The sequence below is a fragment of the Pseudomonas sp. H3_E04 genome (assembly GCF_054668915.1).
The window spans coordinates 4,793,190-4,809,048 of record NZ_CP162797.1; the positions used below are offsets into that span (position 1 = coordinate 4,793,190).

Annotated in this window: 13 protein-coding genes; 11 read left to right on the forward strand and 2 right to left on the reverse strand. The window is 60.7% G+C overall.

Annotated elements, in window-relative coordinates; all coding sequences use genetic code 11:
* Nucleotides 1–10: 10 nt before the first annotated feature.
* A complete protein-coding gene (locus AB4N53_RS21645) occupies nucleotides 11–1,903 on the reverse strand; it encodes a methyl-accepting chemotaxis protein (RefSeq protein WP_460123094.1) in 1,893 nt (630 codons plus the stop codon).
* Nucleotides 1,904–2,184: 281 nt separating this feature from the next.
* Here AB4N53_RS21645 and AB4N53_RS21650 point away from each other — a divergent pair, with 281 nt between their 5' ends.
* Nucleotides 2,185–2,439, forward strand: coding sequence for a hypothetical protein (locus AB4N53_RS21650; protein WP_016772095.1), 255 nt, complete (start codon nucleotides 2,185–2,187; stop codon nucleotides 2,437–2,439).
* Between the two features lie 29 nt (nucleotides 2,440–2,468).
* A complete protein-coding gene (locus AB4N53_RS21655; protein ID WP_460123097.1) occupies nucleotides 2,469–3,038 on the forward strand; it encodes a lipocalin family protein in 570 nt (189 codons plus the stop codon).
* A 121-nt stretch (nucleotides 3,039–3,159) separates the two neighbouring features.
* Here AB4N53_RS21655 and AB4N53_RS21660 read toward each other — a convergent pair whose 3' ends face one another.
* Nucleotides 3,160–4,524: a formimidoylglutamate deiminase gene (locus tag AB4N53_RS21660; protein WP_460123101.1), complete on the reverse strand. Its 1,365-nt coding sequence runs from the start codon at nucleotides 4,522–4,524 to the stop codon at nucleotides 3,160–3,162.
* Nucleotides 4,525–4,670: 146 nt separating this feature from the next.
* On the opposite strand from AB4N53_RS21660, the gene hutC reads away from it, so the two are divergent.
* The 9 genes from hutC (at nucleotide 4,671) to hutH (ending at nucleotide 15,817) form a co-directional block, all read left to right on the forward strand.
* The gene (gene hutC / locus AB4N53_RS21665) at nucleotides 4,671–5,381 is read left to right on the forward strand and encodes a histidine utilization repressor (protein ID WP_162803449.1); all 711 of its coding nucleotides are present in this window, start codon (nucleotides 4,671–4,673) and stop codon (nucleotides 5,379–5,381) included.
* Entirely contained in the window at nucleotides 5,378–5,950 is a 573-nt protein-coding gene (locus AB4N53_RS21670; protein ID WP_460123104.1) for a HutD/Ves family protein, read from the forward strand. Before hutC ends, AB4N53_RS21670 begins: the two co-directional genes overlap by 4 nt.
* A gap of 448 nt (nucleotides 5,951–6,398) precedes the next feature.
* On the forward strand, nucleotides 6,399–8,087 hold the full coding sequence (hutU, locus tag AB4N53_RS21675; protein WP_460123107.1) for a urocanate hydratase: 1,689 nt from the start codon (nucleotides 6,399–6,401) through the stop codon (nucleotides 8,085–8,087).
* Between the two features lie 149 nt (nucleotides 8,088–8,236).
* Nucleotides 8,237–9,709, forward strand: coding sequence for a purine-cytosine permease family protein (locus AB4N53_RS21680; protein WP_460123110.1), 1,473 nt, complete (start codon nucleotides 8,237–8,239; stop codon nucleotides 9,707–9,709).
* A 71-nt stretch (nucleotides 9,710–9,780) separates the two neighbouring features.
* Nucleotides 9,781–10,749 carry an ABC transporter substrate-binding protein gene (locus tag AB4N53_RS21685; protein ID WP_460123113.1) on the forward strand — a complete coding sequence of 323 codons (969 nt, stop codon included), beginning with the start codon at nucleotides 9,781–9,783 and terminating at the stop codon, nucleotides 10,747–10,749.
* 70 nt (nucleotides 10,750–10,819) lie between these two features.
* Nucleotides 10,820–11,671 carry an ABC transporter permease gene (locus tag AB4N53_RS21690; RefSeq protein WP_016772087.1) on the forward strand — a complete coding sequence of 284 codons (852 nt, stop codon included), beginning with the start codon at nucleotides 10,820–10,822 and terminating at the stop codon, nucleotides 11,669–11,671.
* Nucleotides 11,668–12,498 (forward strand): quaternary amine ABC transporter ATP-binding protein, encoded by an 831-nt coding sequence (locus tag AB4N53_RS21695; RefSeq protein ID WP_083354014.1) that lies wholly within the window; start codon nucleotides 11,668–11,670, stop codon nucleotides 12,496–12,498. The genes AB4N53_RS21690 and AB4N53_RS21695 overlap by 4 nt, the downstream gene beginning before the upstream one ends.
* 145 nt (nucleotides 12,499–12,643) lie before the next feature.
* Entirely contained in the window at nucleotides 12,644–14,167 is a 1,524-nt protein-coding gene (locus AB4N53_RS21700) for an HAL/PAL/TAL family ammonia-lyase (RefSeq protein WP_460123116.1), read from the forward strand.
* 117 nt (nucleotides 14,168–14,284) lie between these two features.
* Entirely contained in the window at nucleotides 14,285–15,817 is a 1,533-nt protein-coding gene (gene hutH / locus AB4N53_RS21705) for a histidine ammonia-lyase (protein WP_460123119.1), read from the forward strand.
* Nucleotides 15,818–15,859 lie beyond the last annotated feature (42 nt).

The following is a 15,859-nucleotide window of genomic DNA, read 5'->3' on the forward strand; positions in this document are numbered from 1 at the left end:
AGGCCGCGGCTTAAATCCTGAAGCTGCCGACGAGATGCTTCAACCGTGCCGCCTGCTGCTCAAGGTCCGAACACGCGCGCAACGTCGCCTGCAAGTTTTCCACACCCTCCTGATTCAGCGTGTTGATCTCGTTGATATCAACGTTGATCGACTCGACCACGGCGGTTTGCTCTTCGGTCGCGGTGGCTACCGACTGGTTCATGCCGTCGATTTCGCCGATGCGCTGGGTCACGCTGCCCAGACGCTCGCCGGCCTGGTTGGCGATGCCGACGCTGCTTTCGCTCTCGCGCTGGCTCTCGGTCATGATGGTCACCGCCTGGCGTGCGCCGACCTGCAACTCTTCGATCATCTTCTGCACTTGCTGCGCCGAATCCTGGGTGCGGTGCGCGAGGTTGCGCACCTCGTCGGCGACCACGGCGAAACCGCGTCCGGCTTCACCGGCGCGCGCAGCCTCGATGGCGGCGTTGAGCGCGAGCAAGTTGGTCTGCTGGGAAATGCTGGTGATCACCTCGAGAATCTGGCCGATGTTCACCGTGTTGCTGTTCAGCGTTTCGATGTTGCCGCAGGAGTCGCTGATTTTTGCCGACAGTTGCTGCATGGCCTGAATGGTTTTATCCACGACCTGCTGGCCATCGACCGCCAGGTTGCGCGCGTCGCTGGAATGTTGCGAGGCGAGGGCGGCGTTCTGGGCGATTTCCTGTGCGGCGGCACCAAGCTGATTGATCGCAGCGGCGACGCTGTTGGTGCGGCTGGCTTGCTGGTCGGAGTTGTACATCGACGAGTTCGAGGCAGCGACCACACGCAGGGCGACTTCGTTGACCTGGCCGGTGGCCGAGGACACCTCGCGGATCGACGTATGAATGCGCTCGACGAAGCGGTTGAACGAAGTGCCCAGCGCGCCGAATTCATCGTTGCCGTGAATCACCAGGCGCTTGGTCAGGTCGCCTTCGCCTTCAGCGATGTCATGCATCGCGCGGCCCATGGTCAGCAGCGGTTGCATCAGCACGCGAATCAGCATGCCGAGCAGGCCGATGATGATTAGTACGGCGATGACCATGGCGATCAGTGCCGAGGTGCGGAATTCGCTGAGCATCGAGAACGCGGTGTCTTTGTCGAGCACCAGCGCCACGTACCAGTCAGCCGAAGGCACGCCGTTGACGCGAGTAAAGGAAATCAACTGGGTCTTGCCGTCGAACTCGACTTCTTTCAGGCCCTGACTGACTTGAGGCGCGCCGTTCGGATAGGCCTCGGCCAGCGTTTTGAGCACCAGTTTGCTGTCCGGGTGGATGAGGATCTTGCCTTCGGCGCTGACAATGAACGCATGACCGTGGCCGCCGAAGTTCAGCGAGTTGATGATCGCGCTGACGCTGGTTAGATCAATGTCGGCACCGGCGACGCCGAGCATCTGGCCCTGACGTTGTACCGGGGTGGCGACGGTGATCACCAGTTTGCCCGACGAGGCGGCGATGTACGGTTCGGTGACGATGGTCTGTTGTGCGCTGTTGGCCGCTTTGTACCAGCCGCGCGCGCGTGGATCGTAGTCCGGCGCACGGTTGCCGGCCGGCACCGAGAACATCACGCCGTCAGCGCCACCGAAATAGCTGAGCTGGAAATTGCCGGTGTAGGCGGGCAGGTCGATGATGCGCTTCAGGCTGGCGGGCGCGTTGCCATCGACTGTGACCTGCTGCGACAGCGATTGCAGCAATTGAATGCGGCTTTCCAGCCAGGTCTGGATGTTGCTGGTGGTCAGGCTGCCCAGCTCCTGCATGGTCGCTTCGGTGCTGCTGCTCAAAGCCTGACGCTGGCGATAGTCGTTGAAGAAGATGAAACAGGCGAACGCAACGGCCACCACAAGGGCAGCAGCCAACAGGATTTTGTGGCTGAATTTCATGTTTCTGGTCATCGAATGAACTACCGCGAAGGGGCTGGTCAAGAAAGGGCGGCAATTTGCCATATTCGGCAGCGTTGCGCTGCTCTTATTTCGACCGCGCCGCGCCAAAGATTAGGCGCTTGTGCGGAAAGTCGACGAAATGCTCGACAGCTTCACAAAGTTTCTGATTTATCGGCAAAAGTCAGACAGGCGGGCTGATAAATAGGCAATTGAGCACGGAACCAGATGACACTTTTCTCTTCTAAGCTTCTGGTTGGCACCATGCCATCCCCCCTCGTTCCAGGAGTTTCACCATGTCGCTGCGATCTATCGCCCTGCTGTCGTTTTGTGTGCTGTTGGCCGCATGCAGCAAGGTCAATCAGGAAAACTACTCCAAGCTCTCGGCCGGCATGGCCAAGTCCGAAGTGGAAACCCTCCTCGGCAAGCCCACCGATTGCTCGGGCGCGCTCGGTATGTCCAGCTGCACCTGGGGCGACAAGAACAGCTTTATCAGCGTGCAATACGCCGGTGACAAAGTGCTGATGTTTTCCGGCCAAGGCCTGAAGTAAACCGGGGCTTCGCGCCCACGGAGAAAAAAATGAAGCGGTTATTGCTGATCCTTTTTGCTGGCCTGGTACTGGCTGGCTGCGCCACTTCCGGCGTCGACCCGTTGGCGCCGAAGACCGTCAACAGCGTCAATCTCAAGCGTTATCAGGGAACCTGGTATGAACTGGCACGTTTGCCGATGTTCTTTCAGCGCCACTGCGCGCAATCCGAAGCCCACTACACCCTCAAGCCTGACGGTAACGTCGGCGTGCTCAACCGTTGCCTGACCCCGGAGTGGCAATGGGAAGAAGCCAAAGGCACGGCTTATCCACAAGTGCCAGGCAAGACCGACAAGCTCTGGGTCGAATTCGATAACTGGTTCTCGCGCCTGGTGCCGGGTGTGGCGAAGGGCGAGTACTGGGTGTTGTACGTCAGCGACGATTACAAGACCGCCATCGTCGGCGATCCGAGTCGCAAGTACATGTGGCTGTTGTCACGCACGCCAACCGTTAACGGTGTAGTGCGTGAAGAATTGCTGAGCAAGGCGCGTCAGCAGGGTTACGACACCACACGCCTGATCTGGCGCGCGTCGGATCGGCAGATGGCCAAGACCTCCAATTAAGCCTCGATACAAATCAACTGTGGGAGCGAGCCTGCTCGCGAAGAGGGTGTGTCAGTTGATATGAATGTTGACTGATACACCGCGTTCGCGAGCAGGCTCGCTCCCACAGTTTGGTTTTGGGTCAGCCCAGGAGATCGCGCAGGACCTGGGTGAATGCGCGAGCGCTGTGCTCTTCGCCGGCATGCCGTCCATCGCGCACCACCCACTGACCATTGACCAGCACATCGCGCACCTGTCGATCACCGCCAGCAAACAACCAGCGATTGAGAATCCCGTCCCCCGAAGCCGTCGCCAGATACGGATCGCTACCGTCCAGGACAATCCAGTCCGCGCGCTTGCCCACTTCCAGCGCACCAATCGGTTGCCCCAATGCCTGGGCGCCGCCATCCAGTGCCGCGTCATACAGCGTGCGGCCGACCATCGGTTGGTCCGCACCGTACAAGCGATTGCGCCGCTGATCACGCAGGCGCTGGCCATATTCCAGCCAGCGCAACTCTTCCACTACGCTCAGCGAGACATGGCTGTCGGAGCCGATGCCCATGCGCCCGCCTTGGGCGAGAAAATCTACTGCCGGGAAAATCCCGTCACCCAGATTCGCTTCAGTGGTCAGACACAGCCCGGCGATTGCGCGACTGTTGGCCATCCGCGTGACTTCTTCCGGGTTGGCGTGGGTGGCGTGGACCAGGCACCAGCGCTGATCGACTTCAGCGTTCTCGTACAGCCATTGCAACGGACGACGACCGCTCCAGCTCAGGCAATCGTCGACTTCTTTCTGCTGCTCGGCGATATGGATGTGCACCGGGCATTGTTTGTCGCTGGCCGCCAACACTTCGCTGATTTGCTGCGGCGTCACCGCACGCAACGAGTGGAAACACAGACCCAGCGACTGCGCCTTCTGCCGCGCCAGTAGTGGCTGCAACCGCGCTTGCAGATTCAGGTAATTCTCGGTGCTGTTGATAAACCGACGCTGGCCATCGTTGGGCGTCTGGCCACCGAAACCGGAATGACTGTAAAGCACCGGCAGCAGGGTCAGACCGATTCCGCTTTCGCTGGCAGCCTGGCTGATGCACAAGGCCAGTTCGGCCGGATCGGCGTACGGCTGGCCGTTGCTGTCGTGGTGCACGTAGTGAAATTCGGCGACCGAGGTATAACCGGCCTTGAGCATTTCGATGTACAGCTGGCGAGCGATAACGCCGAGCTGATCGGGGCTGATTTTTCCGACGAGGCGATACATCAGATCGCGCCAGGTCCAGAAACTGTCGTTGGGGTTGCCGGCCACTTCGGCCAATCCAGCCATGGCGCGCTGGAAGGCGTGAGAGTGCAGATTGGGCATTCCCGGCAGCAACGGCCCGCGCAGCCGTTCGGCGCCGTCTGCGCTGGAATCGGCCTGGATCCGGGTCAACAGGCCATCGGCGCTGACCTCGAGACGTACATTATTGGCCCATCCGTTAGGCAGCAGTGCGCATTCGGCAAAGAAGGCGGACATCGTTCGGCACCCCATCGTGTGTTATTTGTATATACATATACAGACGTTTGCCTGCCCGGTAAACTCCGGCAAGCTAGTCACTTTCATCCAATGAACAGGGATCAACCGTGCCGACTCCGCCTCCAGTTTCTCCGTTGGCCGCGAACATGGGCGACAGTCCGGCGCCTTTGTACGCCCGCGTCAAACAGATGATCACCCAGCAGATCGACAGCGGTAACTGGCCGCCGCACTACCGCGTGCCGTCCGAAAGCGAACTGGTCAGCCAGCTCGGCTTCAGCCGCATGACCATCAACCGCGCCCTGCGCGAGATGACCGCCGACGGCTTGTTGGTGCGCATGCAAGGCGTCGGCACATTTGTCGCCGAGCCGAAGAGCCAGTCAGCGCTGTTCGAAGTACACAACATCGCCGATGAAATCGCCTCGCGCGGCCATCGCCACACTTGCCAGGTCATCACCCTCGAAGAAGAGGCTGCCGGCTCCGAGCGCGCGCTGGCGCTGGACATGCGCGAAGGCCAGAAAGTCTTCCACTCGCTGATCGTGCATTACGAAAACGACATCCCGGTGCAAATCGAAGACCGTTTCGTCAACGCACTGGTAGCCCCGGAATACCTCAAGCAGGATTTCACTCTGCAAACACCCTATGCCTATCTCAACCAGGTCGCGCCGCTGACCGAAGGCGAGCACGTGGTCGAAGCGATTCTTGCCGAGCCGTCGGAATGCAAGTTACTGCAGATCGAAAAGGGCGAGCCATGTCTGTTGATCCGTCGCCGCACGTGGTCGGGACGTCAGCCGGTGACCGCTGCGCGTTTGATCCATCCGGGCTCGCGTCATCGTCTGGAAGGGCGCTTTCATAAATGAATTATCAAGCGAAGGTTCTACGCGCCGAAGGCTACCCGCGCATGCCGTGGAAAAATGGCGGCGGCAGCACCGAGGAAATTACCCGTGATGCGGGCGCAGGCCTGGACGGTTTTGGCTGGCGCCTGTCGATTGCCGACATCGCTGATTCGGGCGTTTTCTCGACATTCGCCGGTTTCCAGCGAGTCATCACCGTGTTGCAGGGCGACGGCATGACCCTGTGCGTCGACGGTGACGATTCCCGCCCACTGTTACCGCTCGACCCGTATGCGTTCAGCGGCGAAAGTCAGGTGTCCTGCACCTTGCTCGGCGGTGCAATTCGCGATTTCAATCTGATCTACGCGCCGCAGCGTTACAGCGCGCGGTTGCAGTGGCTGGACGGTGAGCAGCGGTTTTTCAGCTCGGCATCGACGTTGCTGCTGTTCAGTGTCAGTGAGTTGCTGGAAGTCCGGATCGGTGACAGTGTTTCGCAGTTGGGGCGACATGATTGCCTGCAACTGGACGGTAACAGCGGTCTGGCCGAAGTCTCCACCAATGCGGGTTGCTGCGTCATTGAACTGACTGGACGCTGATTCAGAAATCTTAAAAGATCGCAGCCTTCGGCAGCTCCTACAGGATGTACATCAAACCCAGTGTAGGCGCTGCCGAAGGCTGCGATTTTTTGCTTTTGGGTGTTTCCAAACCCCGCACCAACTTGTTACCGAACGCCCCAGCGTGGCGCAAAACCGCGCTCACCTGGCCCAGCTGCATCTCCCCAGAATCTCCTTCCGGAAAAATTTCATCCACGCCAGAACCCTCGATTCAGGCGCTCTCCAGCCTTGCCCGTGATTTTTCCTGAACGCTACTCCAACAAGTTGGCCGCTTGATTGCATATGCTTGTATGTACAAGTAAAGACGTATGCGTATGAGTCGGTCGAGACTCCCCGCAGCGTCCACTGATTCGCTTGTCGCGCATCGAGGCGCGCAGGCTGCTGCCCACTGCCAGGGTTGGTTTGAATTGATCGCTGAGGAGTCTTTTTCGTGACTGACAATACCCAGAACAGCAACAAGTTTCGTGACGTGCAGATCCGCGCCGCACGCGGTAACACGCTGACCGCCAAGAGCTGGCTGACTGAAGCGCCGCTGCGCATGCTGATGAACAACCTCGACCCGGAAGTTGCCGAGAACCCGAAGGAACTGGTGGTCTACGGTGGCATCGGTCGCGCCGCGCGCAACTGGGAGTGCTACGACAAGATCGTCGAGAGCCTGACCAACCTGAACGACGACGAAACCCTGTTGGTGCAGTCGGGTAAACCGGTCGGCGTGTTCAAGACCCACGCCAACGCACCGCGCGTGCTGATCGCCAACTCCAATCTGGTGCCGCACTGGGCGAGCTGGGAACACTTCAACGAACTCGACGCCAAAGGCCTGGCCATGTACGGCCAGATGACTGCCGGCAGCTGGATCTACATCGGCAGCCAGGGCATCGTTCAGGGCACCTACGAAACCTTCGTCGAAGCCGGGCGCCAGCATTACAACGCTGACCTCAAGGGTCGCTGGGTGCTCACCGCCGGCCTCGGTGGCATGGGCGGCGCGCAACCGCTGGCCGCCACCCTGGCCGGCGCCTGCTCGCTGAATATCGAATGCCAGCAGGTAAGCATCGATTTCCGCCTGAAAAGCCGTTACGTCGACGAGCAAGCCAAAGACCTCGACGACGCCCTGGCGCGCATCGACAAATACACCAAAGAAGGCAAAGCGATTTCCATCGCGCTGCTCGGCAACGCTGCCGAAATACTCCCTGAACTGGTCAAGCGCGGCGTGCGCCCGGACATGGTCACCGATCAGACCAGCGCCCACGATCCGCTCAACGGCTACCTGCCGGCCGGCTGGAGCTGGGACGAATACCGCGCCCGCGCCAAGACCGAACCGGCAGCTGTGATCAAAGCCGCCAAGCAGTCGATGGCGGTGCACGTCAAAGCCATGCTGGAGTTCCAGAAGCAAGGCATTCCGACCTTCGACTACGGCAACAACATCCGCCAGATGGCTCAGGAAGAAGGTGTCGAGAACGCCTTTGATTTCCCAGGCTTCGTACCGGCCTACATCCGTCCGCTGTTCTGCCGTGGCATCGGCCCGTTCCGTTGGGCGGCGCTGTCGGGTGATCCGCAGGACATCTACAAAACCGACGCCAAGGTCAAAGAGCTGATCCCCGACGACTCGCATTTGCACAACTGGCTGGACATGGCCCGCGAGCGCATCAGCTTCCAAGGTCTGCCGGCGCGTATCTGCTGGGTCGGTCTGGGCCAGCGCGCCAAGCTCGGTCTGGCCTTCAACGAAATGGTCCGTAGCGGCGAGCTGTCGGCCCCGGTGGTGATCGGTCGCGACCATCTCGACTCCGGCTCGGTCGCCAGTCCCAACCGCGAAACCGAATCGATGCAGGACGGCTCCGACGCCGTGTCCGACTGGCCGCTGCTCAACGCACTGCTGAACACCGCGAGCGGTGCGACCTGGGTCTCCTTGCACCACGGCGGCGGGGTCGGCATGGGCTTCTCGCAGCATTCGGGGATGGTGATCGTCTGCGACGGTACTGACGAAGCCGCCGAGCGCATTGCTCGTGTGCTGCATAACGACCCGGCGACTGGCGTCATGCGCCATGCCGATGCCGGTTACCAGATTGCGATCGACTGCGCGAAAGAGCAGGGGCTGAATCTGCCGATGATCACTGGCGGGTAACACGCTCTGGTTTTATGTGGGAGCGAGCCTGCTCGCGAAGGCGTCGTGTCAGTCGCTACTGCTGTGACTGATACACCCGATTCGCGAGCAGGCTCGCTCCCACAGATGAATTTCAGTGAACCCGAATAGCAATCCACAGAGGTTGAATCATGGCGGTTAACAACGAACGTGCAGGCAGTACACCGTTGATCGAAAGGCGTTCGATCGACTACATCCCGGAAGCGGAAAGACACGGTCGTCTGTTCAGCCAGTTCACCCTGTGGATGGGCGCCAACCTGCAGATCACTGCGATCGTCACCGGGGCCCTGGCGGTGGTGCTTGGCGGTGATGTGTTCTGGTCGCTGATCGGTCTGTTGATCGGCCAGTTGCTCGGCGGTGGCGTGATGGCGCTGCATGCCGCGCAAGGGCCGAAACTGGGCTTGCCGCAGATGATCTCCAGTCGTGTGCAATTCGGCGTTTATGGGGCGGCAATTCCGATCGTGCTGGTGTGCCTGATGTACCTGGGTTTCACTGCCACCGGGACGGTGCTGTCGGGACAGGCGCTGGGTCAGTTGTTCGGTGTCAGCGACAGCGTAGGCATCCTGATTTTCGCCAGTGTCATCGTGCTGGTCACGGTGCTCGGCTATCGCGTGATCCACTGGATCGGCCGCGTCGCCAGCGTGATTGGCGTAATCGCTTTCGTGTTTCTGTTCTGGCGGCTGATGAGCCAGACCGACGTCGGCGCACTCCTGCAGATTCGTCATTTCAGCTGGAGCAGTTTCCTCCTGGCAGTGTCGCTGGCGGCGTCCTGGCAGATCGCTTTTGGCCCGTATGTGGCGGACTACTCGCGCTACCTGCCGAGCGCCACTTCGTCGGTAAAAACCTTTTTCGCCGCTGGCGCAGGGTCGGTGATCGGCGCCCAGGTGGCGATGATCCTCGGTGTGTTTGCCGCCGCTTCGGCCAACGGTCAATTCGCTGGCCATGAAGTCGCCTACATCGTCGGTTTAGGCGGTACCGGCGCCACCGCAGCGCTGCTGTACTTCAGCATCGCGTTCGGCAAAGTGACCATTTCGACGCTGAACTCCTACGGCAGCTTCATGTGCATCGCCACCATCATCAGCGGGTTCAAAGGACACCTGACGGTTACCCGCATGCAGCGGCTGGTGTTCGTGCTGTTCATCGTCGGCGCGGCGACACTGATTGCGCTGCTCGGGCAGCACTCGTTCCTCGGTGCGTTCAAGTCGTTCATCCTGTTTCTGCTCGCCTTCTTCACCCCGTGGAGCGCGATCAATCTGGTCGACTACTACTGCATCACCCGCGAGCGCTACGACGTCCCGGCGCTGGCCGATCCGAACGGTCGCTACGGCCGCTGGAACCTGCTCGGCATCAGCGTCTATGTGTTCGGCGTACTGGTGCAATTGCCGTTCATCTCGACCAAGTTCTACACCGGGCCGCTGGTGGCAGCTCTGGGCGATGTGGACATTTCCTGGATCATCGGCCTGGTGTTGCCGGCCGCCGTGTATTACCTCTGCGCAAAGAAATGGCACAGCACCGTGCCTGATCACCTGATTCTGCCGGTCGAGCAGAACAGCACCCAACAAGCAAAAACGAGCGGGGCCGGTCGCGCTGCGGCGCAGGCCTGATCTGGACGTGGACCAGGCTGGATGCCTCTTGAACTGCCGTAAGCCCATTCATGATTAGGAGCGTCACGACAATGAAATCGAACAAGACCCTGCTGACCACATTGCTGTCCATGGGCCTGTTGGCCAGTGCCGGTGCGACGCAAGCCGCCGGCTGGTGCGAATCGGGCAAACCGGTGAAATTCGCCGGCCTGAACTGGGAAAGCGGCATGCTCCTGACCGACGTACTGCAGGTGGTGCTGGAGAAAGGTTACGGCTGCAAGACCGACAGCCTGCCGGGCAACTCCATCACCATGGAAAACGCCCTGAGCAGCAACGACATTCAAGTGTTCGCCGAAGAGTGGGTTGGCCGCAGCGAGGTCTGGAACAAGGCCGAGAAGGCCGGCAAGGTCATCGGCGTCGGCGCACCGGTGGTGGGCGCGGTCGAAGGCTGGTACGTGCCGCGTTACGTGATCGAAGGCGACGCCAAGCGCAAGCTCGAGGCGAAAGCCCCGGACCTGAAAAACATCGCTGACCTGGGCAAATACTCCGCTGTGTTCAAGGACGCCGAAGAGCCGTCCAAGGGCCGCTTCTACAATTGCCCGGCCGGCTGGACCTGCGAACTCGACAACAGCGAAATGCTCAAGAGCTACGGCCTCGAAAACAGCTACACCAACTTCCGCCCGGGCACCGGCCCTGCGCTGGATGCAGCGGTGCTGTCGAGTTACAAGCGGGGCGAGCCGATCCTCTTCTACTACTGGTCGCCAACGCCACTGATGGGCCAGATCGATGCGGTCAAACTGGAAGAGAAACCCGGCGTCGACAAGACCGTGAGCATCAAGGTCGGCCTGTCGAAAACCTTCCACGACCAAGCCCCGGAACTGGTCGCCGTGCTGGAAAAGGTCAACCTGCCGATCGACCTACTCAACCAGAACCTCGGGCGCATGGCCAAGGAACGTATCGAGTCGGCAAAACTGGCGAAAATCTTCCTCAAGGAACATCCTGAAGTCTGGCACGCATGGGTGAGCGACGACGCAGCCAAGAAAATCGACGCGGCCTTGTAGGTCAGGTTTCCCCGGCTGCCAGCCATGGCAGCCGGACGCTTGATCGCAACCCCTTGATTGAGAGTCCCTTATGTTTCCCGAAAGCTTTACCTTTTCCATCGCCGACTGGGTCAACGGTTGGGTCGATTCGCTGGTGACCAATTACGGCGACGTATTCCGGCATATCTCCGACACGCTGCTCTGGGCCATCGTCAGTCTCGAAGGTTTGCTGCGTGCGGCGCCGTGGTGGCTGATGCTGGCGATTGTCGGCGTGATCGCCTGGCACGCCACGCGCAAAGTGGTGACCACCGCCGTGATTGTCGGTTTGTTGTTTCTGGTGGGTGCGGTCGGCCTCTGGGACAAGCTGATGCAGACCCTGGCGCTGATGATGGTCGCGACGATTATTTCGGTGCTGATCGGCATTCCGCTGGGGATCCTCTCGGCGCGCAGCAACCGCCTGCGTTCGGTGCTGATGCCGCTGCTCGACATCATGCAGACCATGCCGAGTTTCGTTTATCTGATTCCGGTGCTGATGCTGTTCGGTCTGGGCAAGGTCCCGGCGATTTTCGCCACGGTGATCTACGCCGCACCACCGCTGATTCGCCTGACCGACCTCGGTATTCGTCAGGTTGACGGTGAAGTGATGGAGGCGATCAACGCCTTCGGCGCCAACCGCTGGCAGCAACTGTTTGGCGTGCAACTGCCGCTGGCGCTGCCGAGCATCATGGCCGGGATCAACCAGACCACGATGATGGCCCTGTCGATGGTGGTGATCGCCTCGATGATCGGCGCCCGGGGCCTCGGTGAGGACGTGCTGGTGGGCATTCAGACCCTCAACGTCGGCCGTGGTCTCGAGGCGGGGCTGGCGATCGTGATTCTCGCGGTGGTCATCGACCGCATCACTCAAGCGTACGGTCGGCCACGCCATGAGGTGAGCAAATGAGCAACGCAAGCGTGAGCAAGATCGAAGTACGCAACGTCTTCAAGATTTTCGGCAACCGCGCCAAGGATGCGCTGGCGATGGTCGGCCAGGGCAAGAGCAAGGATCAGGTGCTCAACGAAACCGGTTGCGTGGTCGGCGTGAACGACTTGTCGCTTAGCATCGGCACCGGTGAAATCTTCGTGATCATGGGCCTGTCCGGTTCCGGCAAATCTACCCTGGTGCGCCACTTCAATCGCCTGATCGACCCCACCAGCGGGGCGATTCTGGTCGATGGCGAGGACATCCTGCAGTACGACATGGACGCCCTGCGCGAATTTCGCCGGCACAAGATCAGCATGGTGTTCCAGAGCTTCGGCCTGCTGCCGCACAAGAGCGTGCTCGATAACGTCGCCTATGGGTTGAAAGTCCGTGGCGAAAGCAAGCAGGTCTGCGCCGAACGCGCGCTGCACTGGATCAACACCGTCGGCCTCAAAGGCTACGAAAACAAATACCCGCACCAGCTCTCCGGCGGCATGCGTCAGCGCGTCGGCCTCGCTCGTGCATTGGCGGCGGACACCGACATCATCCTCATGGATGAAGCATTCAGTGCGCTGGATCCGTTGATCCGCGCCGAGATGCAGGACCAGTTGCTGGAACTGCAGAAGACCCTGCACAAGACCATCGTCTTCATCACCCACGACCTCGACGAAGCCGTGCGCATCGGCAATCGCATCGCGATTCTCAAGGATGGCCGGTTGATTCAAGTGGGCACGCCGAGAGAGATCCTGCATTCACCCGCCGATGAGTATGTCGACCGGTTTGTGCAGCGGCGGGCGGCGGTGGTGTGATCTGAATTATGCAGTGCACTGACTGGCCCCATCGCTGGCAAGCCAGCTCCCACAAAGTGATCAGTGCTCACACAAACCCTGTGGTAGCTGGCTTGCCAGCGATAGGGCCGGTGAAGCTGCATCAATATCAAGGTTGAGGTTAAAGATGTCCCAGGCTGAAAAAATCATCATCACCGGTGCGCCTCTGCGTTGGCAGGACGTGGTCGCCGTTGCCCGTCACGGTGCGCCGCTGGAACTGTCCAGCGACACCTGGGCGCGCATCGACAACGCTCAGGCCATCGTCCAGCGCATCGTTGCCAGCGGCGAGCGCGCCTATGGCGTCAACACCGGTCTGGGTGGTCTGTCGAACGTCTCGCTGCAGGACGAACAGCTCAGCCAGCTCTCGCGCAATACCTTGCTCAGCCATGCCTGCGGTGTCGGCCCGGTGCTCAGCGATGAACAGACCCGCGCCATCATCTGCGCCGCGATCCACAACTACAGCCACGGCAAATCCGGCTTGCATCGGCGTGTGGTCGAAGGGTTGCTGGCGCTGCTCAATCGCGGCATCACCCCGCAAGTGCCGTCGCAGGGTTCGGTGGGTTACCTGACGCACATGGCGCACATCGGCATCGCGCTGCTCGGCATTGGCAATGTCAGCTATCGCGGGCAGATCATTGCGGCGCAGCAGGCGTTGGCAGAGGAAGGCTTGAAGCATGTGCAGTTAGGTGCGAAGGACGGTTTGTGTCTGGTCAACGGCACGCCGTGCATGACCGGCCTCAGTTGCCTGGCGATTGCCGATGCTACGCGGCTGCTGCAATGGGCCGATGTGATTGGTGCGATGAGTTTCGAAGCCCAGCGCGGCCAGATCGATGCTTTCGATGCCGAGATCATTGCGCTCAAACCGCATCCGGGCATGCAGCAGGTCGGCAACAACCTGCGCGCCTTGCTCGATGGCAGCGAAGTGATCGCCGCGAGCAAAGGCATTCGTACTCAGGATGCGCTGAGCATTCGTTCGATCCCGCAAGTGCACGGCGCCGCGCGTGATCAACTGGAGCACGCAATCAAACAGGTCGAAGCCGAACTCAACGGCTGCACCGACAACCCGTTACTGCTGGGCACACCGGACAATTTCCGGGTGATGTCGCAGGCCAACCCGCACGGTCAATCCGTGGCGATGGCTGCCGATCTGCTGGCGATTGCCATGGCCGAAATCGGCTCGATCGCCGAGCGCCGTCTCGACCGTTTGGTCAATCCGCACGTCAGCGGCTTGCCGGCGTTTCTGGTGGCCAATCCCGGGGTGAACTCGGGGATGATGATCGTGCAATACGTCGCCGCCTCGCTGTGTGCGGAAAACCGCCAATTGGCGCAACCGGCGGTACTCGACAACTACATCACCTCGGGCCTGCAGGAAGACCATCTGAGCATGGGTACCAACGCCGCGCTGAAGCTGCACCGCGCGCTGGAAAACTGCACACAGATCCTCGCCATCGAGTACCTGCTGGCGGCGCAGGCACTGGAATTTCTCAAGGAACAACGCTTCGGCGCCGGCACTGACGTCGCCTGGCGCCTGCTGCGCGAAACGGTCCCGGCCTACGATCAGGACCGCTGGCTGGCGCCGGATATTGCTGCCGCTGCAAGCGTCTTGAAAGACCCGAATCTGCCGCACGACGTTTTACCGAATTTGCACTGACAACTGCCCATACCAGCGTGCCAAGGCGCGGATCGTCCAAAAGACGGGAGGCGACGGATAACGGAATGCTCCGGAGCGACTGGTAGTTAATAACAAACTCTCAAAAGGAGCATTTTAATGACTGCGCTGAACCTGATCCCCGGCCAACTGAGCCTGGCCCAACTGCGTGACGTCTACCAGAACCCGATCACACTGACCCTCGACAACAGCGCCAGCGCGCAGATCGAAGCCAGCGTCGCCTGTGTCGAGCAGATCCTCGCCGAGAACCGCACCGCCTACGGCATCAACACCGGTTTCGGCCTGCTGGCCTCGACGCGCATCGCCAGCGAAGACCTGGAAAACCTGCAGCGTTCGCTGGTGCTCTCGCACGCTGCCGGCGTCGGCCAGCCGATCAGCGATGAGTTGGTGCGGCTGATCATGGTGCTCAAGGTCAACAGCCTCAGCCGGGGTTTTTCCGGGATTCGTCGACAGGTGATCGATGCGCTGATTGCGCTGATCAATGCCGAGGTCTATCCGCACATTCCGTTGAAAGGTTCGGTCGGTGCATCGGGCGATCTGGCGCCATTGGCGCACATGTCGCTGGTGCTGCTGGGCGAGGGCAAGGCGCGTTACAAGGGCGAATGGCTTGAAGCCACCGAAGCACTGAAAGTCGCCGGCCTGACGCCGCTGACGTTAGCGGCCAAAGAAGGTCTGGCTCTGCTCAACGGTACTCAGGTTTCCACAGCGTTCGCGCTGCGCGGTTTATTCGAAGGCGAAGATCTGTTTGCCGGTGCCCTGGCGCTCGGCAGTCTCACCGTAGAAGCTGTGCTCGGTTCGCGCTCGCCGTTCGACGCGCGCATTCATGCCGCGCGTGGGCAGAAAGGGCAGATCGACGCCGCTGCGGCTTATCGCGATCTGCTCGGCGAGCGCAGCGAAGTTTCCGCCTCGCACCAGAACTGCGACAAGGTCCAGGACCCGTACTCGCTGCGCTGCCAGCCGCAGGTCATGGGTGCTTGCCTGACCCAGTTCCGCCAGGCCGCTGAAGTGCTGGCGGTGGAAGCCAACGCGGTTTCCGACAACCCCTTGGTCTTCGCCGCTGAAGGCGACGTGATTTCCGGCGGTAACTTCCACGCCGAACCGGTGGCGATGGCCGCTGACAACATGGCATTGGCCATCGCTGAAATCGGCTCGCTGAGCGAGCGGCGCATCTCGCTGATGATGGACAAACACATGTCGCAACTGCCGCCGTTCCTCGTCGCCAATGGCGGGGTGAACTCCGGTTTCATGATCGCCCAGGTGACCGCAGCGGCGTTGGCCAGCGAAAACAAGGCGTTGTCCCACCCGCATTCGGTGGACAGCCTGCCGACCTCGGCCAACCAGGAAGACCACGTATCGATGGCCCCGGCCGCCGGCAAGCGTTTGTGGGAAATGGCCGAGAATACTCGCGGCATTCTCGCTGTGGAATGGCTGGCGGCGGTGCAGGGCCTGGATCTGCGCAACGGTCTGAAGACCTCGCCGAAGCTGGAAGAGGCGCGGGCGATTTTGCGCAAGCAAGTGCCGTTCTATGAGAAGGACCGCTTCTTTGCACCGGACATCAATGCGGCGACGCAATTGCTGGCGTCGCGGTGTTTGACCGAACTGGTGCCGGCGCAGCTTTTGCCGAGCCTGTGATGGCCTCTTCGCGAGCAGGCGCGCTTCCACAGGGGAACGCTA